The following is a 23557-nucleotide window of genomic DNA, read 5'->3' on the forward strand; positions in this document are numbered from 1 at the left end:
CCTTTCCTTTGGTTGTGCTTGTACCGCTGTTGCTCAGCCCTTGACCGCACCCTGGAGGCCACCGACGATCTGCTTCTCGGCGAGCGTGAAGAAGAACAGGGCCGGCAGCATCGCCAGCGACGTGAAGGCGAGGACGCCCGCGGTGTCGGTGGAGTACTGGCTCGAGAAGTTCTGCACCCCCAGCGGCAGGGTGTGCAGGTTGACATCGCCGAGGACGAGCAGCGGCAGCAGGAACGCGTTCCAACTCGCCACGAACGCGAGGACGCCGACGGTGACGAGCGCGGGTCGCGACAGCGGCAGCGCGATGCGCCAGAGGAAACCGAGCCGGCTCGCCCCGTCGATCGCGGCGGCGTCCTCCAACTCGCGGGGGATGGCGGACAGGAAGGGCCGCAGGATCACGATCGTCAGCGGCAACTGGAAGGCGACCTGCGGGAGGATCACCGCGTAGTAGGAATTGATCAGGCCCAGGTCGCGCAGCATCAGGTAGAGCGGCAGGATCGCCGCCCCGGCCGGGAAGAGCAGGCCGAGCGTGAAGAAGGTGTAGAGCCCCTCGCGACCCCGGAAGGTGTACCGGGCCAGCACGAACGCGGCGGCCATGCCGAGCACCACGACGCCGAGCGTGGTGCCGAGGGCGATCACCCCGCTGTTCAACGCCTGGTGCCAGAAGTTGCTCTGCGTCAGCACCCGCGCGTAGTTGTCCCAGACCCACGGGTCGGGCAGGCCACCCGGGTCCGCGACGATCTGCGGGGTGGTGCGGAAACCGCCGACGATCACGTAGAGGATCGGGGCGATCGACACGGCCGCGACCGCGAGCGCCAGCGCGTACGTGAGCGGCGTGCCCCACGACACCGGCCGGCGCTCGGCGGACGGGGAAGGGACGGTGTTCGTGGCCACGGTCAGTTCGCCCTTCTGGTGATGGCGCCCTCGATGTCCCGACGGAGGATGAAGCGCTGGAACAGCAGTGCCGCGACGAACGAGATGACGAACAGGATCACGGCCACCGCGTTGCCGTAGCCCCACAGCCGGGCGAAGAAGCCGTTGTCCACCATGTACGTCGCCATGGTTCCCGAGGCCCCGAGCGACCGCATCGCGGGCACCGAGGTCACCCAGATCACGTCGAAGACCTGCAACGAACCGATCACCGACAGGAACATCCAGATCCGGATCGTCGGGCCGAGCAGCGGGAGCGTGACGTGGCGCTGGGTCTGCCACCAGCTCGCGCCGTCGATCGCGGCGGCCTCGGTCAGCTCGTGCGGAACGTTCGACAGGCCGGCGAGCAGGAGGATGATGGCGAAGCCGACGTACTTCCAGGTGAGGACGAACAGCAGCGTCCAGATGACGACGTCGAGGTCGGCGAGCCACGCCTGCACCAGGCCGCCCAGTCCCAGAGACCGCAGCAGCGCGTCGACCGTGCCGCCCTCGGCCAGGATCAGCTTCCACATGATGCCGACGGTGACCTCGGCGAGCACGTAGGGCACGAACACCATCAGGCGGAACACGGCGCGCCCGCGGAAGCGACGGTTGAGCAGCAGGGCGATGCCCAGGGCGACGGGGCCCTGGATCAGCAGCGACCCGAAGACGATGATGGCGTTGTTGCGCAACGCGTCGAGGAAGATCGGGTCCTGGAAGGCGAGCGTGTAGTTCTTGAAGCCGACGTACTCGGTGGGGGGTCCGACCCCACTCCACCGGTACAGGCTGTAGTAGACCGCGAAGCCCATCGGCACCAGCACGAACATCACGTAGACGACGAGCGCCGGCGTCGTCAGCCCGATGATCTCGTACCACTTACGGCGGGTCTCGGCCCGGCGGGAGGACGAGCGCCCGTCGGGCCGGCGACCCGCCGGCGGCGCGGAAACGCCGCCGGCGGGGAACCGGGTTTGGTTGGTGGAGGTCACTTGCTCGCGGCTGCCTTCATCCCCGAGACGACCTTCTCAGGCGTCCCGTTGCCCGCGAAGATGCCGACGATCCCGTCGTTCATCGCGGTGCCGACGGTGCTGCCGTACGCCGTGTCCAGCCAGAGCTGCACGTAGCTCGCCTCGGACGTGGCCTGCAGGATGGACTTCAGGGCGGGATCCTGGATACCGGCCTCCGCGCCCTTGGTCACGGGCAGGCCGGTGCCGGTCTCGGCGTAGCCCTTCTGCACCTCGGGGCTCGCGATGTACTTGAGGAACTCGACGCACTCGGCCGGGGCCTTCTTGGCGCAGGCGAACGCGTCGCCGCCGCCGAGCGCCGCCTTCGGGTCACCGGCGGAACCGGAGATCGCCGGCACGGGGAACCAGCCGAGGAACTTGGCGAGCTTGGCCTTGTCCGTGGCGACGGTGTCCAGCGTGCCCCGGTTCCAGTCGCCCATCAGCTCCATGGCGGCCTTGCCGTTGGCGAGCAGACCGTTCGCGCTGGTCGGGTCGTTCTGGCCCGGCGTGGCGATGAAGTTGTTCTGGAACGGCTTCGTGTCGATGAAGGCCTTCAGGTCCTGGCCGGCCTTCACGAAGCACGGGTCGTCGAAGACCTTCTCCTTGGACGCCTTCTTCAGGGTGTCGACCGAGCAGGCGCGCAGCGCGAAGTTGTACCACCAGTGCGCGGCGGGCCACTTGTCGCCGGCGCCCACGGCGATCGGGGTGACGTTGATGGCCTTGAGTTTCGTGACTGCGGCGTTGAGCTCTTCGAACGTGGTCGGCGGCGCGCTGATGCCCGCCTGCGCGAACATGTCCTTGTTGTACCAGATGCCCTCGATGCCCATCCGGAACGGCAGGCCGTACTGCTTGCCGTCCACCTGCCAGATCTCGGCCGCGCTGCCGATGTTGGCAACCTCGGTCTTGACCTGGTCGGTGATGTCCTTGAGGTAGTCGGCCTCGACCTGCTCGACCAGCTCGCCGCCACCCCACGACATGAAGACGTCCGGCGGGTCGTTGCTCAGCAGCGCGGCAGGGATCCGGGTGCGCTGCAGCTGATTGGTCTCGATCGCCTCGATCTCGATCTTGACGGTCGGGTGGAGCGCGGAGAAGTCCTTGGCGACCTTCTCCCAGTAGGTCTTGCCGGGCCCGTCCTGGGGGGCGTTGTGCCACCAGGTCAGGGTCACCGGGTTCTTGTAGAGCTCGCTCTCGCTGGACGCCTCGTCCTCGCCGCCGCTGTTGCAACCAGCGACGACGAGAGCGCTTGTCATGAGAAGTGCCAGGGCGGCACCTGCACGTCGCTTCGTCGCCATCGATGTCTCTCCTCCATCAGGCAGTCGCGGTACTCGGCCTGCCGGGGAGTTTTACAGCCGTGTAACAGGGTGTCAATCGGTATCGATAACGTTTTCGAATCGCCCGTGACGGGGTCTACGCAGCGGCTCTATCATCGTCAGGTGGTGTTCCCGGAGCGCGTCAAGATGTCGGATGTGGCACGTACCGCCGGCGTCTCGGTGGCAACCGTATCGAAGGTTGTCAATGGGCGGTACGGCGTGGCCCAGGCGACCGTGGAGCGCGTCCAGCAGGTCATCCACGAGCTCGGCTACGAGGCCAGCCTGGGGGCCCAGAGCCTGCGCAGCCACCGCACCAACGTGCTGGGCATCCTGGTCGCCGAGTTCGAGCCGTTCTCGACCGAACTGCTCAAGGGGGCGTCCCGGGAAGTCGCCGGCAGCGGATACCAGCTGCTGGCCTACTCCAGCGGCGACGGCGAGGGCACCGCCATAGGCTGGGAACGGCGCTCGCTGGCCCGGCTGTCCGGAACCCTCATCGACGGCGCCGTGATCGTGACGCCGACCGTGATCGAGACCAAGCAGGGCTTCCATGTCGTAGCCGTCGACCCTCACACCGGCCCGTCCGGCCTGCCCACCGTCGACTCGGACAACTTCGCCGGCGCCGTGCTCGCCACCAACTACCTGCTGTCGCTCGGCCACCGCCGCATCGGGCACATCAGCGGACGCCCCGACCTCGAGTCGGCACGGCTGCGGGAGGCAGGCTTCCGCAAGGCCATGGCCGACGCCGACGTGGCGGTGGACGAGAGGATCGTGCGCGTCGGCGGCTTCCGGACCGAGAGCGCCGCGGGTACGGCCGCGGAACTGCTCTCGCTCCCGGACCGACCGACGGCGATCTTCGCGGGAAACGACCTGTCGGCGATCTCCACGATGAACGTCGCCCGGAGCATGGGCCTCACCGTGCCCGACGACCTGTCGGTCATCGGCTTCGACAACGTCCCGGAGTCGGCGCTGGTGAACCCCCCGCTGACGACGATCATGCAACCGTTGCAGCGCATGGGCGCCGAGGCACTGCGCCTGCTCATCGACCTGATCGCCGGCGTCGAACGCGACACACACATCCGGCTGCCCACCGAGCTGGTCGTCCGGGCCTCGTGCCGCCCCTACCGGTGACGCCGCGGCCCGCGGTCCACCCGCAGCCACTCGCACCGGATCGGGCGCCGGAGGGTCAGGCGACCAGCGGGGCCGCGCTGTCGCGGACGACGAGCTCGGTGGTCAGTTCCACCCGCGGGCTCTCGATCCGCTCACCCTGGGCCAGGCGCAGGACCGTGCGGGCGGCGAGCAGGCCCATCCTGGCGAGGGGCTGCCGGACGGTGGTCAGCGGCGGGGAGCACCACCGGACCTCCGGCAGGTCGTCGAAGCCGACGACGCTGATGTCGTCGGGCACCCGCAGCCCGCGTCGTCGGACGGCTTCGTAGACGCCAAGGGCCATCTGATCGCTGGCGGCGAAGATCGCGGTGGGCGGGTCGGGCAGGCGCAGCAGTTGGTTGCCGGCGGCGAACCCGGCCTCGTGATAGAAGTTGCCCGGGCGGATCAGCTCGTCGTCGACGCTGAGGCCGGCGGTCTCCAGCGCCGTCCGGTAGCCGTCGAGGCGCGCCCGGCTGCACATCAGCTGCGGCGGCCCGGCGATGAACCCGATCCGCCGGTGGCCGAGACCGAGCAGGTACTCGGTCGCGCGCAGGCTGCCCGCCCAGTTGGTCGCGCCGATGGTGGGCGCCTCCTGCGGTGGGACCCCGGCGGGGTCGACGATGACGACGGGGATGTTGAGACGGCGCAGCTCGGCCTGCAGCGGCGGCTCCAGGGTGGAGGTCACGAAGATGACCCCCTCGGTGGAGCGGGTGCGCAGGTTGTCCAGCCACTGCCGCGCCGACGAGCTGCGCCGGTGGATCGCGGAGACCACGGTGCCGATGCCGGCCGCGTGTGCGACGTCCTCGACCCCGCGGATGATCTCGACCGCCCAGGGGCTGTCCAGATCGTTGAAGACCAGGTCGATCAGACCGGAGCTGGGCCGCATGCTCGGCCTGCGGCGGCGGTAGCCGTGCCGGGTCAGCAACTCCTCGACCCGTTGCCGAGTCCGCGGCGCGACGTCGGAACGGCCATTGACGACCCGCGACACCGTGGGCACCGAGACGCCGGCCAGCCGCGCGATCGCCGCGATGGTGACTTTCCGGGAATCGTCCGAGGCCACCGGCGCCCTTTCGTCGTCCCTCGAGTGTTCGAGGGAGTTTCCCCGGGCCGGCAGCCCGCTCGGAGCCCCACGGACTTTCGGTCGGATGCCGGTACTTTCGATCGCTTGAGGGCACGTTATGACCCGCGTCGTTCGGGGTCAAGGCCCTGCCCTGCCTGGTCGACCGTTGACCCGGACCCCGCTCACCGGCCGGCGCCGGGTCTTCGATGGTTGACGAGGGGGAATCGACAATCGTATTGTTCCGGCTCAGTTACCGGAACCTTACCCGGAAGTTTCGGCTCGGCCCCGGAGGAAAGCCCATGAAACTGCGACGATGGATAGCCGCCGGCGCGGTCGCCGTGGCCACCGCCGCCACCCTCAGCAGCGCGCCGGCCACGGCGGGCCGCTCGTACGACCCGGCCGACCAGAGCCTGCGCAACCTGGCCCTGCGCCACGGCCTGGCGGTCGGCACGGCCGTCGACATGGCGGCCCTCGACGACCCCGCCGACCCGCAGTACCGCAAGCTGGTCGCCGCGGAGTTCTCCACGGTCACCGCCGAGAACGTGATGAAGTGGGAGAGCCTGGAGCCGACCCGGGGCACCTACAACTGGGGTCCGGCCGACGAGCTCGTCGCCTTCGCCGAGCAGCACGACCAGCGCGTCCGCGGACACGTCCTGGTCTGGCAGAACCAGCTGCCCGGCTGGCTGACCAGCGGCGTGGCCGACGGCTCCATCAGCACCGAGGAGCTGCGCGACATCCTGCGCGACCACATCACCAACGTGGTCACCCACTTCAAGGGCAGGATCTGGCAGTGGGACGTGGTCAACGAGGCGGTCAGCGACCCGTGGGACAACCCGTCGACCCTGCACTACAAGGGGTTCTGGGCCCAGCACCTCGGGCCGGGCTACATCGCCGACGCCTTCCGCTGGGCGCGGGCCGCCGACCCGCACGCCCTGTTGTTCTACAACGACTACAACATCGAGGTCTTCGGCTCCGGGAACCCGGCGAACGACAAGACCCAGTTCGTGTACGACATGGCCAAGGAACTGCGGGCCCAGCGCGTGCCGATCGACGGCATCGGCAGCCAGGGCCACCTCGGCACCCAGTACGGCAACTACGACACCTTCCAGGTCGCCGAGGCGCTGCGGAGGTTCGCCGGGCTGGGACTGGCCACGGCGTTCACCGAGGTCGACGTGCGCAGCCAGCTCACCGAGGGGGTCCAGGCGGGCGACTCCAACGAGATCAACCCCCGGTTGCAGGCCTCGGCGGCGAACTTCAGCGTGCTGTTGCAGGCCTGCCTGGCCGAGCGGCACTGCCTGTCGTTCACCGTCTGGGGCTTCACCGACAAGCACTCCTGGGTGCCCGGCTGGTTCTCCGACCCGCCGGAGGGCCTGGCCACCATCTACGACGAGAACTACCAGCCCAAGCGGGCGTACCAGCTGATGAAGGCCGACCTGGTCTACAGTGGCCCGCCGTACGTCCTGCCGCGCGTCCCGCAGCGGCCACGCCGCTAGGCGTACCTGGTCCGGGCGGGGCCGGTCGGTCGACCGGTCCCGCTCCACCACCGCGGTCAGGAGAGCCGGGCATCCTCCGGGTGCTCAGCGACTCCCACGGTCTGTCGTTCGGCCTCGACCACGGCCACGACGCGTTCCTGCTCGCGGGAGTAGGGCGCACCGGTGTACTTCGTGGAGATCTGGTCGATGACCTCCCACGCCGCCTCTCCCTCGATCCATTCCACGATTCGTCCCCGGATCACGACGGGTTCGAACGGGTTGTCGACGGGCGCGATGGACAGCGCCAGTCGAGGGTCGCGGCGCAGGTTGCGGGCCTTGCGGGAGCCCGGACCGGTGAGGAGGACGACCCGGTCGCCGAGGGTGCCGATCCACACGGGAACGGCATGTGGCGAGCCGTCCGGGAGGACGGTGGCGAGGTGAGCGATCGAGGTGCCGTCGAGTACGCGGCGCACGTCGGGGTCAAGCATGTGCGTGCTCCTTCAGCGGATTGTTCAGCCTTCCGGGGACGAGGGTCATCGGGCCACCTCGTAGTGGAGGTGGGTCACGCCGGGCGCCGGGACGACCTCGACAAGTCGGAGGCGCACGCGGTCGGGTGCGGCGCCCCGCCGTGGATCCAGCCGGAGTCGTCGTAGGTGTTGCGGCCGGCCAGGCTGGCGCCGACGCGACCCGCGAGGGCGTCGAAGACCCGGGCACTGGGCTCGCTCAGCCGGAAGCCGTCGAACACCTGGCTGGGCGTGTCACCGTCGAAGTACCAGTCGAACAGCATCGTCGCGTCGCCGAGCCCGCGCCCGGCACCGGGATCGCGACCGGTGATGTATCCGTCCACCGAGACCGCCAGGGCGCTGAACACCTTGCTCATTCCCGCGCCCTCCTCAGTTCCTTCAAGAGACTCCGCGACCGTAGCAGCTGAAGTTCCTTCAGGGAACCCTGATTGCTAGACTGAGTTCATGCAGCGCACGAAGTTCGGCGAGATGGCATGCTCGATCGCGCGCACGCTCGACGTGATCGGCGAGCCGTGGTCGCCGCTGGTCCTGCGGGACGTGTACGTCGGGCTCACCCGGTTCGAGCAGATCCAGGCGGATCTCGGCATCTCGCGCAAGGTCCTGACCGAGCGGCTGAACCACCTCGTCGACCAGGGAATACTCGAGCGCCGGCCCTACGACCGGCGACCCCGGTTCGAGTACGTCCTGACCGAGAAGGGCACCGAGCTCGTCGACCTGCTGATGGTGATGGTCGGCTGGGGCGACCGGTGGCTTGCCGGTGCGGCCGGCCCGCCGGTGCTGTACCGCCACCACGCGTGTGGCCAGGTCAGCAGTGTCGACCTGCGCTGTGCGCACTGCGGAGAGCCGATGCACGCCGGCGACGTCGACCTGCTTCCCGGGCCCGGTGCGGCGATCTGAGTGTGATCGCGCCGTCGGCCGTCACCCGGCGGAACCCGTCCGCCCCGCGCTGCTCGATTCGCGTGGTCAGCGGTGCTGGCCGGCGCGCAGCATCTCGATGGTCTTGCTGACCCGCTGCGCCCGGGTGGCCTCCCGCTTGGCCTCGGTGACCCAGCGGACGAACTCCTTGCGATGCGAGTGGGCCAGCGCCTCGAACGCCGCCTGCGCTCGGGCGTCGTCGGCCAGTGCGACAGCCAGGTCGTCGGGCACCTCGACACGACGCTCCTCCGTGTCCTGGGCGATGCCGACCTCGTACGACGACCCGATGCTCACCCCCGCCTCGGCCCGGGCCGCGCGTGACAACCCGATCAGGTTCTCGCCACCCATCCGAGCCAGCCGCAGCGGCAGCGTCACCCCGTTGACACTGACCCGCACCGGGAACGCCCGGCGCCCCTCCCCCACAACGGACACCTGCTCGTCGGACAGCACGAACGCCCCCGCCGGACCGCGCTGCTCCAGCGTCAACGTCAAGGTGAGGGCCTCGGCCATGACGTCATGGTAGTCGTCGGATCCCGTCGTCGGGCGGTGGTCACAGTGGTCGGATCAGCCTGATCGTCGCCGGCGCGCTACTGGAGGTCGACGAGCTGCGGCGGGACCTCGCAGGTCAGCCCCACCGAGTTCATCCGGTCGGTGAGCGGCTCGCCGCCGGCGGTCGGCACCACGAAGTGCGGCCGGCCACCGGCGGCAAGGTCGGCGGCGTACCGCTCGCGGGCCTCGACGAGGGTCTCCCAGTCGGCGAGCCACGCACTTGTCGGACGGTCGTCCGCCAACAGGTCGCGGTCCAGGTCGCGCACCTGCGCCACCATGACGGTCACCGCGGCGTTCTGCGCGCGGATCGCCCGCACCCGCGCGTCGACGGGGGCATTGGGAGGTGCCGCCTCCGCCGCCACGGTGGCGCGCATCCTGGCGCACGCGCTCTCCGCCACCTCGCTGACCGGCGGATTGTCGATCAGCTCAGGCCGGTCGTGGTTCGCGTACGTCCAGAGACCGGCGCAGAAGACGACGACGGCCCCGACCCCGATCACGGCGACCAGGACGGCGCCGAGGACCCACCACCCCGCGTTGCCCCGCCCCGACGGCGCTGGCCGGGCGCCGGGGTAGGGCGCGGGTGTGGGCGGAAGGCTCACGCCTGCATCGTGTCGCCCCTGTCAAGGGCCGCCGTCAGGTGGGCGCGGCGTTCGCGGAACTCGAGCAGGTAGGTCCGGCGGTCAGGGCGTGGTGGGTTCGCACTCCGCCGTGAACGTGTCGAAGGCGACGGTGACGGTGCCGTCGGCGTTGACGGTGGTGTGGTTCGTGATCCGGATCGAGGCGTCGTTGCCCGGGCCGGGCCCCACGATCCGGAACACCAGTTGCTGGGTGGAGGTGATCGGCAGCGACCCGGACCCCTGGTTGTAGACGAAGAGGTTGACCCGGGTGCTGACATACCGGTCGCCGGTCGTCGCGCCGATGCCGTGCACGTTCGACTGGGTCTCGACGGCGTGCACGTGGAACCCACCGGTCTCGTCGACGGTCACGTGGTAGACCTCGGAGATCGTGCCGTCGAAGTCGACGACCTCGCCGAGGCCGCCGTTGGCGCAGGGCAGGAGGACGGAGAGGTCCATGGGGACCCGGAGAATCCGGGTGGTCGTCTCCGCCGCGTACGCCGGCGTCGGTCCGGCCACGAGCACGAGCGAGGGCGCGAGCAGCGCCACCGCCGAGGCGAGCCGGGCCCTGCCGGTGGACCTGATCCTGTGCATGGCGATCGTCCTTCCGCGCGGACGGGCCCGGCCGTGACGGACCGGTCCACCCCGGAATCTGCTCCCGCTGGGTGAGGGTGTCAATACCGAACGCGTGTCGCGCCCGAAGCTGCCGAGCGGAGCGATAATCGATCTCCCCCCGGGTGCGCTCGCGGGCACAATGAACGCCGTGCTCGCCGCCGCCCGTACCCTGCTGACGTCGCTCGATCCGCTGCCGTACCCCGAGCGGATGAACCGCCTCGCGGAGTGGGCGCGCACTGCGCCCGACCGTGCCCAGGTCTGCGCCGACCTGCGCCAGCAAGGCTCCTACGAGCGGCATCTCGCCCTGGTCGCCGCGATGGTCGCCCGGGACACCGACGGACTCGCCGCCGCGGCCCGCGACCCGCAGCCGTCGATCAGAGCTGCCGCGCTCACCGCGGCGCTGCGGGCCGGCCTCCCGGTCGGTGACCTCGCCGATCGGCCGGCGACGGATCGGCGGCGGGTCTATCGGGCGCTGCGCCGTCGGTATGCGCCGGCTGTCGCCGACGCGCTGATCATCGAGGTTCGCGCCCGGTTCGGCGACGAGGAGGCCGCCGCGCTGCTGCCGGCCTGCGGCCCCGATACGGTACGGGCGTCGCTGCCCGACCTGGAGCACGCGCTCAACCTTGAGCGGCTGGTCCGGCGGCACGCCGGGCCGTTGCTGGACCGGGTCCGCGAGCGGCTGGCCGCGGCCCCGCCCGAGCTGCGGGGCAGGGTCTGGGCCGGAGCCGCCGGTGCGGTGCTGCGGTGTGACCCGGCTCAGGCGCTCGACCTGCTCGAACGGTACGCGCCCGAGGAGTCGCTGCCCGGTCCGCTGGGCGCGTACGGAGTGCTTGCGGCACACGACGCGAGTCGTGTCGCCCGCCTGCTCACCACGCCGGGCCGCGCGGCGTGGCTGAAGCGGACCGTGCTGCCGCCGGCCCTCCTGCGCCGCCTCGCGGCGCTGCCCACCGACGAACTGGCGCCGCTCGCCAGCCGGTTCCGCGAACACAGCCGGGCGCTGGCGGCGCTGCTCGACGCCGTCGCGCCGAGTCGACGCGGCGAGCTGTACGACCGGGCCCTGGCCGAGGCCGACACGGCCGTGCTGCTTCCCGCTGCCGAGGTCATGGAGGTGCTGCCGGCCGCGGTCCGGATCCGCGAGGCGACCCGGGTGCTGGGCCTGGCGCGGATCCGTGAGCGGGAGAGCGAGGTGCGGTCCTGGAGTGCGTACCTGGCCTGGCCGGACGCCTCCGCGGCGCTGGAGGTGGCGTCACGCTCGGGCGACGCCGACGAGCGGGCGCACGGTTACGCGCTGCTGGTGGCGGCCGCCCGCCGCTCCCGCGACCCGCACGCGGTGGCCGAGGTGATCGTCCGGCTCGGCCGGTTGCGCAACGAGCAGGATCCGGTACGCGCCGCGGCGCTCACTGCGTTGGCGAAGGTGGCACCGCTGCTCACCGCGGGCACGGCGGCCGGGCTCACTCAGCTGACCACCGACGCGGTCGACGCTCGCGACGCCTCCGCCGCCACCACGGCGGCGCTGAGCACGCTGGCCGTGGACGTCCTGCAACACCATGTTTCCGTGCCGCAGTTGCGCGAGTGGGCGCTGCTCACGATCGACCTGGTGAGCAGCGGCGCGAGCGTGCCGGTGCTGCGCCGCTTCGACACGGTGCTGCGCCGTGGGCAGGAGACGATGGTCTTCGAGCGGTTGCGCGGCTGGGTAGAGGCCGGCATCGCCCGCGGGCGATACGGCCCGCTCTTCGCGCTCACCCACGCGCTCGGCAAGCGGGCCCGGCGGCTGCCACAGCTGCAGGAGTTGCTGGGTCGGGCGATCGGCCGGCACACGCTGCCCTCGGTGGCCCGGACGGCGATCGGGCTGTGGCTCGACGACCCGCGTACGCGCTCGGACCGAGTCGCCGAGGTGCTGAGGACCGATCCGACGGCCGTGACGATCCACCAGGTGTGGGCGACGATCTGCACATCCCGCACCGACCTGCTCGACCGGGCGCTGGACCGCCGCCCGCGCGGCCGGTTCGTCGAACCGGGGACGCGGTGGGTGCCGGCCTGGGCGGTGCACGCCGAGCGCTGGCTGCCCCGCCAGCAGGCCCGCTTCGTGGACCTGCAGGAGCTGATCGTCGTCGACACCGGGCAGGGGGTGTGGCAGCGCGCGGCGGCGATCCGGGCCGCCGCCGGCGCCGGCGGCGCGGGACGCGACCTGGTGCTGCGCCACCTCGACGCCCCCGAGGTGGCGATCGCCGAGGCGGCGCTGGGCGCGCTGGTCTGGACCGACCGGCCGGACGAGGCACTGCCGGTGCTGCTCCGGTACGCGGACGGCGACCGGGCGCGGGTCGCGCTGTACGCGGCCGGCCGGGCCGCCCGGCACGTCCCGCCGTCCCGGCTGGCTGATCTGCTCGGCGAGGTGGTGACCGGCCCCACGAAGATCACCAGTCGGAAGGAGGCGGCCCGGCTGCTGGCACGCTACGGGCCGCCGCGGGTGATGGCGACGCTGCTCGACGCGTACACGAACCCGGACGCGCACCGCGACGTGCGCGCGGCGATCGTCTCCGCCGCCCGGCAGCGCCTGCGGGACGAGGCGAGCTGGACCGTCCTGCGGACCGCGGTCGACGGCAGCCGGGAGGAGCGGCGCGCGGTCCTGAGCGCTTACCCGTACACGATCCCGGAGCGGCACCGGCCGCGCTACGGCGCGCTCGTCGTCGAGGCCTGCCGCGCTGCCGACCGGGAGGTCCGGCGAGCCGCGTTCGGCCAGGTCGGGGAATGGTCGCCGTGGCTGACCGGGATCACCGAGTTGGTGGTGGACCGGCTCACCGACCTCGGCGAGACGATCGCGCACATCGAGGTCGCCAACCTGCTGAGGGCCGGCGGCGACGCGGTACTCGGCGACGCGCTGGCCCGGCTCGTGGACCGCGACGCGGCCGACGATCATCCGGGCGACCCGGCGGCGGACCGCCCCGCCCGACGCCGCATCGAACTCCTCGCGCGCGGCGCGGTCGTCCGCTCCGGGAGCCGGCCGGCCAGTGCCGACCGGAGCGCGCTGGTCGAATCGGCGCGGTGGCTCGCCGGTCATCCCGCCTTCGCCGGCACGGCCACCGGGCTGCTGGTCGACCTCGGCCGGCTGGACAATCTGGACGAGGTCGCCGGACTGTGCGCGGGCCGGCCCGTCCTCGCCGTCCGCACCGCCGAACACGTCGGCACCCGCCTGCGAGGCCTCCGCGAGTGGCCCGACCCGGCGGTCCTCACCGGCATCGTCGCGCGGCTGGCCGGGCGTGGCGACCTCGCGGGCGGGCTCTTCGCGGTGGCGCTGGCCCGGCACGGGGCCGGCTTCGGTTGGAAGGCCCCGTGGCGGGATCTGCTGATCGGGCTACGCCGGCATCCGGATGCCGACGTGCGCGAGGAGGCGTACGCCGTCGACATGAGCTGACCTGTGCGGACGTACGAGTTGAACGTGCTGCCGGTTCTTTCCGTAGCCGCTGCCGGCCGAGGTTTCCGTCGCCGGGTGGTCAGTCCGTTCGGCTCTCCGGCGACCCGCGGTTTTGTAGGTTGACGGGAGAAACTGGTTCCAGTGCCTCCGCTTCCCGGGGACGTGCCAGAGGAGGCAGACGCGGTGAGGCCCAGCCCGCTACCCCGGATTCTTCGCCGGCGCGGTGAGCCGGAATATCCGACGTTCCTGGAGCTCTTCTTCGACCTGGTCTACATCTTCATGCTCTCCAGGCTGTCGGCGGGGTTGGCCGAGGACCTCACCGTCCGGGGCGCCGCCCGGACCGCCGTCCTGCTGATGGCCGCCTGGTGGGTCTGGGTGCTGACCGCGTGGCTCACCGACCTGTTCAACCCGCGGCTGCCGGTCATCCAGGCCACCGTCCTGGCGGTCATGTTCGGCACCCTGCTGATGGCGATCGCGGTGCCGCACGCCTTCGCTGACTACGGTTGGCTGTTCGTCGCGGCGTACTTCGGCATCCATCTCGTCCGGGACGCCGTCCTCATCCCCGGTACGCGGGTGAACCGCCCGATCCAGGCCAGGAGCATCCGGGTCTTCTTCTGGTTGAGCGTCACGGCGGTGCCCTGGGTGGCCGGGGCGTTCGTGCAGGGAACGGCCCGGCTGCTGCTCTGGTCGGTCGCGGTGGCGGTCGACCTGGGTTCGGCCCGGGTGGGCTGGCCGACGCCGAAACTTGGTCGCACCGAACTCGCCAGCCAGATCTTCACCGGCACCCACCTGTCCGAGCGGCATCGGGAAATCTTCATCATCTCGCTCGGCGAGCTGGTCCTGAGCGCTGGCATCGGGCTGGCCGACAGCGGCTTCCAGGCCGGCCGGGTGGCCGCGAGTGCCCTCGCGTTCGCCAGCGCTGTCGTGCTCTTCCAGCTCTATTTCCATCGGGTGCGACAGCTCCTGGCACCGCCCGCCGTCACGGTGGTGGAGCGGGTCCGGCCCGGCACCTCCACCTCGTACAGCCACCTGGTGATGGTGGCCGGGGTGCTGGTGGTCTCGACCAGCGCCTCGCTGGTCATCGACCGGCCGTTCAGTGTCGCACCGGCCGCCTGGATCGCCGCCATCCTGGGCGGGCCGGCTCTGTTCCTGCTCGGGAGCTGCCTGTTCGACGCCGTGCTCACCGGACGAGTCCTCTGGTCCCGGGCGCTGGGGATCGTGGTGCTGTGCGCCATCGGGCCCGCGATGGCGCCGCTTCCGCCGCTGGCCATCCTGGCCGTGGCGAATCTGATCCTGCTGCTCGTCCTGGTCTGGGAGACGCTGCCCGCACACTCGCGGCTGGTCCGGGTCACCGTGCCGACCGGGTGAGGGTCACCCGAGCGCCGGTGGCATCGGCGTACGGGCGTGCACGCGGGTGCTCACGAGGTTCGCCGCAGCGATCAGGGCCAGGACGCTCATGGCCAGCAGCGCGACCACGACCGGCGGCAGCAGGTCCGTGGCCGGCGCCGTCCCGGCCAGCAGCACCAGCCCGACCAGCCGGGACCGGGAGATCCGACCGAACACCGTGTAGTCCAGCACGCCGCGACCGACCAGGAACAACGCCGGGCCGCCGAGGATGACCGCAGCCCACGAGGCCGGCGTCTCCCCGAAGGGACGCATCAGGACGAGGTGGCTGGTGACCGCCATGCCGCCGATGCCGGCCACCATGATCAGATGAGTGACCGCGGCGGACTGCGTGAGCAGCGTCGGGTTCGTGGATCGCGCGATGGCCTCGGTCAGCAGCTCGCCGGCTCGATAGATGTAGATCCGCCAGGTCAGCACCACGATCGTGAACACCACCAGGAGCGCCCAGACCCGGTCCATCGTGTACTGGCCCACGCTGAAGGTCGTCCCGGTCACGAAGATGGACGCGCCGAGCGCGATGATGACGAACTGTCGGTACCGCTCGGCCACCCGCTCGCCGACCAGCCGCCACTCCTGCGGCTGCGACCGCCCCAGCCTCGGCAGCGGCCAGCCGAGCGAGGCGGCGACGTACTCCAGGCCAATGGTCGCCGCCCAGAGCAGGAGGCGGGTGGGGCCGGTGGCCAGCGCGCCGCCGATCCAGCCGACGGCGGCGATGGTGTACCAGAACAAGACCCGCCCGCTGCGGCGCGGCTCGATCGCACTCGGCCGGAGCAGCAGGTAGTAGATGCTCGACCCGAGGTGGATGGCGAGGTAGGTGACCGCGAAGAGCACGCCTCGCCCGTCGTACGCGTCGGGCGCTGCGGCCGCGAGCAGCAGGCTGGCGGCCGCCACGCCGACGATGTGGACCTGGACCGCGGGCCGCGCCAGGTCCAGGGTGTCGGCGGACCAGGTGGCCAGCGCCCAGACCAGGGTGAACGCGAGCAGCAGGACCAGCGTCTCCCCGGCGCCGGTCCAGCTCACGTCGGCGCCGAGCGTCTTGACCAGGGAGATCATCGCAACGACGTAGGCCAGGTCGAAGAAGAGTTCCAGGAACGCCGGGCGGCCGGGATCCCGTGGGGCCGGGGCCGCCGCATCGGCGCCTCCATCCCTTGCCATCGACGCCCTCCGAACCCACCGCACCCTTTCGCCTGATTTACACCCTACGTCCGCCGGCCCGGCCGCAGCTCACCATCGACGGCATGCCCCGATGGCCTCGTACGGCGCCGTGGCCGCACCGGCGCCGCAATCGACCTCCCGAAGGACAACCGTGGGACGATCGAAGTGCGAGGATGTGCCGGATGAAGCGGAGATCTCTGATCCTCGGCGCGGCGGCCGGCGTCGCGGCTCCCGTCATCGCCACCGGCGCGACCCCCGCCGCCGCATCGACCACCACCGACGCCACCACCGACAGGCCCCGGCCGCGCTACTACTCACCGAGCAACAAGGCCAGCAACCTCACGACCCTGCCGACGACAACCCGGCAGGTGATCGTCGTGACCGCGGCCAGCTACCGCACCAGCTACGCCACCCTGGAGACCTTCACAAAGATCGACGGCCGCTGGACCCCGGTCTCCACGGCGCTGCCCGCGAGGATCGGATCCCAGTTCTTCAGCGACAACCACGTCGAGGGCGTTCCGACCACGCCGACGGGGGTCTACTCCATCGGCCCGACGATGTACGGCATCGCGGCGAACCCGGGCGTCCGGTACCCCTACCACCGGCTCGTCCTGAACGACTGGTGGAACGAGAACCCGAACTCGTCTGCCTACAACACCTTCCAGCACACGCCCACCAATCCAGGCGGCCTCAGCGAGGCGCTGTGGAAGGAGACGCCCGCCTACACACACTTCGCCGTGATCACCTACAACATGCCGCCGAACGTGGCGAAGCCGGTGCCGAACGCGGGCAGCGGAATCTTCCTGCACGAGTTCAGCAGGACTCCGTCCGGTCCCACCGCCGGCTGCGTCAGCCTGTCGCACACCGACCTGGTCAGCGTGCTCCGGTGGCTCGACCCCGCAGCCCAGCCGCGCATCGTGATGTGCCCGCTGGAAAGCCTCAGCCGCTACTGACCCCGGCACTCACCGTCCACCACTCGCCCGCCCCCGGGTTGGAGCAGACAGGTCACCCGGCGGCCGGCAGATCGGCGATCCGTGCGCCGAGATCAAGCTCCAGGGGGCCCCGGGTCTGAAAGCCCTGGCCGAACAACGCCTTCGACCGGTCCTGAACCTCGGGGGCCGCGACCAACTCCTGGAACCGGCGGCCGTCGGCGCGTACGGCGTCGACCGGCGGCAGCGTCAGCTCGTTGAGCGCCCGCTTCGTGGATCGGATCGCCGCCGAGGGAAAGGACGCGATCCGCCGGGCCAGCGTGGCCACGAACTCATCGAGCTCGGCGTCCGGCAGCGCCCGGTTGATCCACCCATACCGCTCCGCGAGGTCAGCGTCCGCGTCCTGCGCGCCGAGGATCATCTCCATGGCCCGTCCTCGGCCGAGCAGACGCGCCAGGTGTTGAACGCCACCAGCCCCGGGTGCCACGCCGAAGCCGCACTCGGGTTGGCCGAGCAGCGCGTTCTCCCGCGCCGCGAAACACATGTCGCAGGCGAGCACGAACTCGCTCCCCGCGCCCCGAGCCCGTCCGCGCAGCTTCGCGATCGTGACGACCGGCACCTCGCTCAGCTTGCGCAGCACCAGGCCGAGAAAGGCGTCCTGCGGACCCCCGCCCGCCTTGGCCGCCTCGGCCGAGTACTCGGCGACCTTGGTCAGATCGACGTGCGAAATGAAGAAGTCCGGGTCGGCGCTGTCGAAGACGACTACCCGCACCTCGGTGGTCCTGGTCAGCCGGCCGAGCAGGGTCACCAGGTCCCGCACCAACTCCGGACCGATCATGTTGATCGGGGGCGCGTCCAGCGTCGCCGTCAGGACGCCGTCGGTCAGCTCCGTACGCAGCGTCTCGAACGAGGCGTTCACCCGCCTGCTCCTCTCCGTCGCGACCGGGACCGCAGACAGCGGCGGTGGGATCCGCGGGGTGGCCAGCGCCGGGGCGGGGGACGGATCGACGCCCGATGGTCGCTGTCGATCGTACGGACTGGCTCCGCCCGGCCGTGGCGCTTCGCCGGATCCCAAGCGGGCCCCGCGGCCCTGTTCAGGCATTCTCGTAGGGCCCCTGCTCACCTGATTTTGTCGACCGAGTGCCGTTGCACCTCAGACACGGTCGCCGAGGAGGCGGTCGAGGTTCACGGCCGTGCCGATCAACGCGAGGTGGCTGAACGCCTGCGGGAAGTTGCCGGTCTGCGCACCGCTGGGTGCGATCTCCTCCGAGTAGAGCCCGAGTGGATTGCTGTAGGTGAGCATCTTCTCCAGGGTCAGCGTGGCGTCGTCGAGCCGGCCGGACTCGGCGAGGGCCCGGACGTACCAGAAGGTGCACATGGTGAAGGTGCTCTCCTGGCCGGGGAGGCCGTCGGGTGAGGCGGCCGGGTCGTACCGGTAGACCAGGCTGTCGGACACGAGCTCTGCGTCCATCGCCCGCAGCGTGGACTGCCACATCGGGTCCGTGGGCGCGATGAATCCGACGGTGGGCATGGCGAGCAGCGACGCATCCAGGACGTCGGTGTCGTAGTGCTGCACGAAGGCACCGCGTCCGGGGTGGAAGCCACGGGCCATGATCTGGTGGTAGATCTGGTCTCGGGTACGCACCCACCGCGGGGTGTCGGCCGGTCGGCCGCGCCGCTGCGCGAGGCGGACAGCCCGGTCGAGGGCGACCCAGGACATCAGCCGCCCGTAGGTGAAGTCCTGGCGGCCGCCGCGGGTTTCCCAGATCCCGTCTTCGGGCTGGTCCCAGTGCTCGCAGACCCAGTCCACCAGTCGCACGGTGTCCAGCCACAACCGGTGAGAGGTCTGCAGACCATGGCAGTCGGCCTCGTGGAGGCCGGCGAGCACCTCGCCGTAGATGTCGAGCTGCAGCTGGTTCGCGGCGCCGTTGCCGACCCGCACGGGCGCTGATCCGCGGTAACCCTCGAAGTGGTCGAGCACCTCCTCGGAGAGATCGGGTGAGCCGTCCACGCGATACATGATCTGCAGCGGCACCTCCCGGTCCCTGGCCTCCCGGACCCGGTCGTCCACCCAGTGCATGTACCGCCACGCTTCATCGGTGAAGCCCAGCGTGAGCAGGGTGTGCACGGAGATCGACGCATCGCGGATCCAGGTGTAGCGGTAGTCCCAGTTGCGCTGGCCCCCGATCTGCTCGGGCAGCCCGGCGGTGGGGGCGGCGATGAGCGCGCCGGTCGGCGCGTACGTCATGAGCTTGAGCGTCATCGCCGACCGCTCGACCATCTCCCGCCAACGGCCCCGGTAGCGGGAACGGCCCAGCCAACGCCGCCAGAAGTCGCGAGTCTGCTCCAGCAGCTCCTGCACCTCACCTGGGGTGTAGGAGCGCGGCCGGTCAAGCGACACTCCTGTTTCCAGAACCACCGCCCCTGCCTCACCCTCGCGCAGCGTAGCCATCGCCCACACGCCGCCCTCATCGCTACGCCGCAACTCCTCCGCGCCGGACCCGGTTTCGAAGTAGCGAATCAGGCTCACGGAGAGGGAGAGCCCGCGGCTTCGAAACACCTGCCCCTCGGGGTACACGTCGAGCTCGTGCGGATCCCGTCCGTAGTTGAAGCGCGGTTCGCAGCCGAGCCGAAATCGCATCGTGCCTCGGACCATCCGCAGCATCCGCACCAGGCGGTGGCGGTCAGTGGCCTGATCCCCCGCGACCGGCATGAAATCCACGAGCTCACCGACGCCGTCCGTGCTCAGAAACCTGGTGATCAGGATCGGCGTGCCGGGCAGGTACAACTGCTTGCTCACGTACTCGACGCCCTCCGGCGACACCGTGCAGTGCCCGCCCTTTCGCCGATCGAGCAGCCCACCGAACAGGCTCGGCGAGTCGAAGCGAGGGGCACAGAACCAGTCCAGCGTCCCATCCATCGCCACCAGCGCCGCCGTCTGCAGATCACCGATCAAGCCGTGGGCCTCCACCGCAGGGTACGAATCCACACAAAGCTCCCAGGTCGTCTCACTATCGCCAGACTACCCTCTAACGGGTAAACCGCTTACTTTGCCTCCCAGCTGTCAAAAGCCCTGACGCGAAGCGCCGGTAGGCATGCCGCGAGGCGCTGATTGGCTCTCGGCCCTGAGCGGCGCGCCGGGGAGAGTGGGGACCTGATGCCGTAGTCAGGGGAGTTGTGATGCAGGTAGCCGTGGTCACCTTCGACGGGTTCAACGAGCTCGACAGCTTCATCGCCTCCGCGCTGATCAACCGGTGCCGGAAGGACGGCTTGGAAGCCTTCATCACGACGCCGACGCCGGTGGTCACGTCGATGAACGGCGTCGAGGTGACCGGTCAGCGCCCGATCGAGTTCGTGACCCGAGCCGACGTCGTGCTGATCGGCAGCGGAGTGAAGGCGCGCGAAGTGGTCGCCGACGATCGGATGCTCTCCAAGTTGCCGCTCGACCCGTCACGACAGCTGATCGGTGCGCAGTGCTCCGGCGCGCTGGTGCTCGCCCGGCTCGGGCTGCTGGATGACATGCCGGCCTGCACGGACATGAAGAGCCGGCCGTTTGTCGAAGCCTGCGACGTCACCGTGCTGGACGCGCCGTTCCACGCCGAGGGGAACATCGCCACAGCGGGCGGCTGCCTGGCGTCCCAGTATCTCGCCACGTGGGTGATCATCCGAATGCTCGGGGAGCCCGCCGCGCGTGACGTCATCGACTACGTGGCGCCGGTCGGCGAAAATCAGGAGACTGTCGAGCGCGCCATGCGTGCCGTCCACGCGGGCGAGGTTGCCCTGCGCTGACGCCCCGCGATCATCCTTTCGCGGCCGCCTACGGTCATGGGTCGACTCCTGGGCACATAGAGGACGGGCGTTGTCTGAGCAAGCGCCAGCCCCTCCGCCGTGCCCGCCAAGGCGGGGTTGACCAAACTTCCCAGTCCGGGACACGCGCGGCGTACCCGTTGGTATGCCTATGGGGTGACAGAGCGTGCAGACAACGAGCAGCCCGGGGTAGGCGGCGAAGCGCCTGCGGAGGATGGTGGGACGGCGTCCCGGGCGTCGCTGGCGGGTCCCAAGTCAGCGGGGCTGGGCTTGCTGCTGGGCGCCCTGGGGGTGGTGTACGGCGACATCGGCACGAGCCCGCTGTACGCGCTGAAGACAGTCTTCACCATCGACCGCAGCCTGACACCGGACGAGCCCGACGTATTCGGCGTCATCTCGTGGGTCTTCTGGTCGATCATCCTGATCGTGTCGGTCAAGTACGTCATCTTCATCCTGCGGGCCGACAACGAGGGCGAGGGCGGAGTGATGGCCCTGGCCGCCCTCGCCCGACGGGCACTGCTCAAGGCCAGCGAAAAGCGCGCCGCCAGCGTGCTGGCGCTCGGGGCACTCGGCGCAGCCCTCTTCTACGGCGACAGTGTGATCACCCCGGCGATCTCGGTGTTGTCGGCAGTGGAAGGGCTGGAGGTCATCTCCCCGCGGTGGGCGGTGGTGGTGCTGCCGGTGTCCGCGGTGATCCTCGCCCTGCTGTTCGCGATCCAGCGCTGGGGCACCGGACGGGTCGGGGCCGTGTTCGGGCCGATCATGCTGCTCTGGTTCGCCTGCCTGGCCGTCGCCGGCGCGGCCGAGGTGGTGCGGCACCCGGGTGTTCTGGCCGGGTTGTCACCGACGTATGCGGCCCTGTTCGTCGTGGACCACCCGCTCATCGCGTTCATCGCGATGGGTGCCGTGGTGCTGGCGATCACCGGTGCCGAAGCGCTCTACGCCGACATGGGGCACTTCGGCCGCGCCCCGATCCGCCGGGCCTGGTTCGCGATCGTGTTTCCCGCGTTGACCCTCAACTATCTCGGGCAAGGCGCGTTGATCCTACGAACACCGGACAGCCGGTCTGATCCGTTCTTCCTGCTCCTGCCAGACTGGGCGCGGCTGCCGATGGTCGTCCTGGCCACCGTCGCCACGGTGATCGCGTCCCAGTCGGTGATCTCCGGGGCGTTCTCGGTGTCACGGGAGGCCATGCGGCTGGGCTTCCTGCCGCACCTGCGCATCCGGCAGACCTCCCGCCGCGAGTACGGACAGATCTACCTGCCCGGGGTGAACTGGGGCCTTTTCGTGGCAGTACTGGTGGTGGTGTTCGCGTTCGGCTCATCCACGAACCTTGCCGCCGCCTACGGAGTGGCAGTCACCGGCACCTTCCTGATCACCACCACCCTGTTCCTGGTCGTCGCGCGAGCGCGGTGGCACTGGACCACCTGGCAGCTGGTGCTGTTCGGGGTCGTCTTCGGCAGCATCGAGCTGACCTTCTTCACCGCGAACCTCGCCAAAGTCACCCACGGCGGCTGGCTGACGCTGCTCATCGCGATCATCCTGTTCACCACCCTACTGACGTGGCGACGCGGAGCCGAACTGGTCACCGCCCGGCGGACCGAACGCGAAGGACCGCTCCGCGACTTCATCGACACCCTGCACGCCACGAACATCCCCTGGGCGCCGGGCACCGCGGTGTTCCCCCACCCCAACAAGGAGACCACCCCTCTGGCACTGCGCGCGAACGTGGCTCACAACCACGTTCGGCACGAGCGGATTGTGATCATCACCGGTCGCACCGCCAACGTCCCACACATTCCATGGGACCAACGCCTGACCATCGACGATCTCGGCGACCCGAACGACGGCATCATCCACATCACCGCCGTCTTCGGCTTCCAAGACCCCACCGACTTCCCCGAGGTCCTGCGCCACGCCGCCACCCACCCCCGCGCCGAAGGTATCGCCCACGACGAGGTCTCCTACTTCGTCTCAAGGATCACCCTGCGTTGCACCCGCCAGCCCGGAATGGCCGTCTGGCGCAAGCGCCTGTTCATCGCCCTCGCCCACAACGCCGCCAGCCACGCCGAGTTCCTCCACCTCCCCGAGGAACGCACCATCGTCCTCAGCGCCGAAGTCGCGGTCTGAACCTCGATCAGCGGTAGGAGGTGCCGCACCCCTGCTCCGCTCGGTTGAGGCGTTCAACCGTGGCCAACTCGGCTGCTTGGCAAAGTGAGGTCCATGCCGAGCGCCGGTCGACTCCAGCTGGCCCAGAAAGAGGGCAGGGTGGGTCTGTAAGAAGAACGGTGTAACTCCTGATCAAGGAGCGGCACCTGATGACGGAAACGACGATGGCCGTGGATACTTCCGCGGTGGCGAAGAAGAACAACCCGGTGGGCAAGCCGGCGGACGGTGTGGACGCGGAGTTGGTCGGCCGCCTGGTCGAGCAGGCCCGCGCAGCGGGCCTGCAGCTGACCGGCGACGGCGGTCTCCTGCAGCAGCTCACGAAGCGGGTGATCGAGGCCGCCCTGGACGGTGAGATCACCGACCACCTCGGTTATGACAAGGGCGATCCAGCGGGCAACAACGGCGGCAACTCGCGCAACGGCGCCCGCGGCAAGACGGTCCTGACTGAGGTCGGTCCGGTCGAGATCACCGTGCCGCGTGACCGTGACGGCAGCTTCGAGCCGCAGATCGTCAAGAAGCGGCAGCGCCGGTTGACCGGGGTCGAGGACATGGTGATCTCGTTGTCCGCC

At 70.2% G+C, this 23557-nt stretch carries 21 protein-coding genes; 9 read left to right on the forward strand and 12 right to left on the reverse strand.

Annotated elements, in window-relative coordinates; genetic code table 11:
* Positions 1–33: 33 nt before the first annotated feature.
* The 3 genes from ABZV78_RS09715 to ABZV78_RS09725 are packed head-to-tail and all read right to left on the reverse strand — an operon-like array spanning position 34 to position 3160.
* On the reverse strand, positions 34–900 hold the full coding sequence (locus ABZV78_RS09715) for a carbohydrate ABC transporter permease (protein WP_355637083.1): 867 nt from the start codon (positions 898–900) through the stop codon (positions 34–36).
* Entirely contained in the window at positions 897–1895 is a 999-nt protein-coding gene (locus tag ABZV78_RS09720) for a sugar ABC transporter permease (RefSeq protein ID WP_355637043.1), read from the reverse strand. The genes ABZV78_RS09715 and ABZV78_RS09720 overlap by 4 nt, the downstream gene beginning before the upstream one ends.
* Positions 1892–3160, reverse strand: a complete 1269-nt coding sequence (locus ABZV78_RS09725) for an extracellular solute-binding protein (protein WP_355637045.1) — start codon at positions 3158–3160, stop codon at positions 1892–1894. The genes ABZV78_RS09720 and ABZV78_RS09725 overlap by 4 nt, the downstream gene beginning before the upstream one ends.
* A gap of 111 nt (positions 3161–3271) precedes the next feature.
* Here ABZV78_RS09725 and ABZV78_RS09730 point away from each other — a divergent pair, with 111 nt between their 5' ends.
* Positions 3272–4348: a LacI family DNA-binding transcriptional regulator gene (locus ABZV78_RS09730; protein ID WP_355637047.1), complete on the forward strand. Its 1077-nt coding sequence runs from the start codon at positions 3272–3274 to the stop codon at positions 4346–4348.
* Between the two features lie 55 nt (positions 4349–4403).
* On the opposite strand, the gene ABZV78_RS09735 is transcribed toward ABZV78_RS09730, so the two are convergent.
* On the reverse strand, positions 4404–5423 hold the full coding sequence (locus ABZV78_RS09735; RefSeq protein WP_355637049.1) for a LacI family DNA-binding transcriptional regulator: 1020 nt from the start codon (positions 5421–5423) through the stop codon (positions 4404–4406).
* A 299-nt stretch (positions 5424–5722) separates the two neighbouring features.
* Here ABZV78_RS09735 and ABZV78_RS09740 point away from each other — a divergent pair, with 299 nt between their 5' ends.
* Positions 5723–6916 carry an endo-1,4-beta-xylanase gene (locus ABZV78_RS09740; protein WP_355637051.1) on the forward strand — a complete coding sequence of 398 codons (1194 nt, stop codon included), beginning with the start codon at positions 5723–5725 and terminating at the stop codon, positions 6914–6916.
* A gap of 56 nt (positions 6917–6972) precedes the next feature.
* Here ABZV78_RS09740 and ABZV78_RS09745 read toward each other — a convergent pair whose 3' ends face one another.
* Together ABZV78_RS09745 and ABZV78_RS09750 are read right to left on the reverse strand one after the other, a co-directional pair.
* Complete coding sequence (locus ABZV78_RS09745) at positions 6973–7383, reverse strand: TIGR03618 family F420-dependent PPOX class oxidoreductase (protein ID WP_355637053.1); 411 nt, start codon at positions 7381–7383, stop codon at positions 6973–6975.
* Between the two features lie 74 nt (positions 7384–7457).
* A complete protein-coding gene (locus tag ABZV78_RS09750; RefSeq protein WP_355637055.1) occupies positions 7458–7775 on the reverse strand; it encodes a hypothetical protein in 318 nt (105 codons plus the stop codon).
* Between the two features lie 88 nt (positions 7776–7863).
* Here ABZV78_RS09750 and ABZV78_RS09755 point away from each other — a divergent pair, with 88 nt between their 5' ends.
* Complete coding sequence (locus ABZV78_RS09755; RefSeq protein WP_355637057.1) at positions 7864–8316, forward strand: helix-turn-helix domain-containing protein; 453 nt, start codon at positions 7864–7866, stop codon at positions 8314–8316.
* A 66-nt stretch (positions 8317–8382) separates the two neighbouring features.
* Here the strand turns inward: ABZV78_RS09755 and ABZV78_RS09760 are convergent, their stop codons facing one another.
* The 3 genes from ABZV78_RS09760 to ABZV78_RS09770 all read right to left on the reverse strand — a co-directional run bounded on the left by ABZV78_RS09760 (position 8383) and on the right by ABZV78_RS09770 (position 10091).
* Complete coding sequence (locus ABZV78_RS09760) at positions 8383–8844, reverse strand: YdeI/OmpD-associated family protein (RefSeq protein WP_355637058.1); 462 nt, start codon at positions 8842–8844, stop codon at positions 8383–8385.
* Positions 8845–8921: 77 nt separating this feature from the next.
* Positions 8922–9482, reverse strand: coding sequence for a hypothetical protein (locus tag ABZV78_RS09765; RefSeq protein ID WP_355637059.1), 561 nt, complete (start codon positions 9480–9482; stop codon positions 8922–8924).
* Positions 9483–9563: 81 nt separating this feature from the next.
* A complete protein-coding gene (locus ABZV78_RS09770; RefSeq protein WP_355637061.1) occupies positions 9564–10091 on the reverse strand; it encodes a hypothetical protein in 528 nt (175 codons plus the stop codon).
* Positions 10092–10251: 160 nt separating this feature from the next.
* On the opposite strand from ABZV78_RS09770, the gene ABZV78_RS09775 reads away from it, so the two are divergent.
* Both ABZV78_RS09775 and ABZV78_RS09780 read left to right on the forward strand, forming a co-directional pair.
* A complete protein-coding gene (locus ABZV78_RS09775; RefSeq protein WP_355637063.1) occupies positions 10252–13524 on the forward strand; it encodes a hypothetical protein in 3273 nt (1090 codons plus the stop codon).
* 183 nt (positions 13525–13707) lie between these two features.
* Positions 13708–14892: a low temperature requirement protein A gene (locus ABZV78_RS09780; RefSeq protein ID WP_355637065.1), complete on the forward strand. Its 1185-nt coding sequence runs from the start codon at positions 13708–13710 to the stop codon at positions 14890–14892.
* A gap of 3 nt (positions 14893–14895) precedes the next feature.
* Here the strand turns inward: ABZV78_RS09780 and ABZV78_RS09785 are convergent, their stop codons facing one another.
* Positions 14896–16083: a low temperature requirement protein A gene (locus ABZV78_RS09785; protein WP_355637067.1), complete on the reverse strand. Its 1188-nt coding sequence runs from the start codon at positions 16081–16083 to the stop codon at positions 14896–14898.
* 182 nt (positions 16084–16265) lie between these two features.
* On the opposite strand from ABZV78_RS09785, the gene ABZV78_RS09790 reads away from it, so the two are divergent.
* Positions 16266–17036, forward strand: coding sequence for a L,D-transpeptidase family protein (locus ABZV78_RS09790; RefSeq protein ID WP_355637069.1), 771 nt, complete (start codon positions 16266–16268; stop codon positions 17034–17036).
* Positions 17037–17088: 52 nt separating this feature from the next.
* On the opposite strand, the gene ABZV78_RS09795 is transcribed toward ABZV78_RS09790, so the two are convergent.
* Positions 17089–17931, reverse strand: a complete 843-nt coding sequence (locus tag ABZV78_RS09795; protein WP_355637071.1) for an enoyl-CoA hydratase/isomerase family protein — start codon at positions 17929–17931, stop codon at positions 17089–17091.
* A gap of 234 nt (positions 17932–18165) precedes the next feature.
* Complete coding sequence (locus ABZV78_RS09800) at positions 18166–20001, reverse strand: glycoside hydrolase family 15 protein (protein WP_355637073.1); 1836 nt, start codon at positions 19999–20001, stop codon at positions 18166–18168.
* A gap of 203 nt (positions 20002–20204) precedes the next feature.
* On the opposite strand from ABZV78_RS09800, the gene ABZV78_RS09805 reads away from it, so the two are divergent.
* The 3 genes from ABZV78_RS09805 to ABZV78_RS09815 all read left to right on the forward strand — a co-directional run.
* Complete coding sequence (locus ABZV78_RS09805) at positions 20205–20801, forward strand: AraC family transcriptional regulator (RefSeq protein WP_355637075.1); 597 nt, start codon at positions 20205–20207, stop codon at positions 20799–20801.
* A 174-nt stretch (positions 20802–20975) separates the two neighbouring features.
* Positions 20976–22949: a KUP/HAK/KT family potassium transporter gene (locus ABZV78_RS09810; protein ID WP_355637077.1), complete on the forward strand. Its 1974-nt coding sequence runs from the start codon at positions 20976–20978 to the stop codon at positions 22947–22949.
* 188 nt (positions 22950–23137) lie between these two features.
* The coding region (locus ABZV78_RS09815; RefSeq protein WP_355637079.1) for a transposase at positions 23138–23557 on the forward strand (420 nt) is incomplete at its 3' end.

It is taken from the genome of Micromonospora sp. NPDC004540, assembly GCF_040610095.1.
GTDB lineage: Bacteria > Actinomycetota > Actinomycetes > Mycobacteriales > Micromonosporaceae > Micromonospora.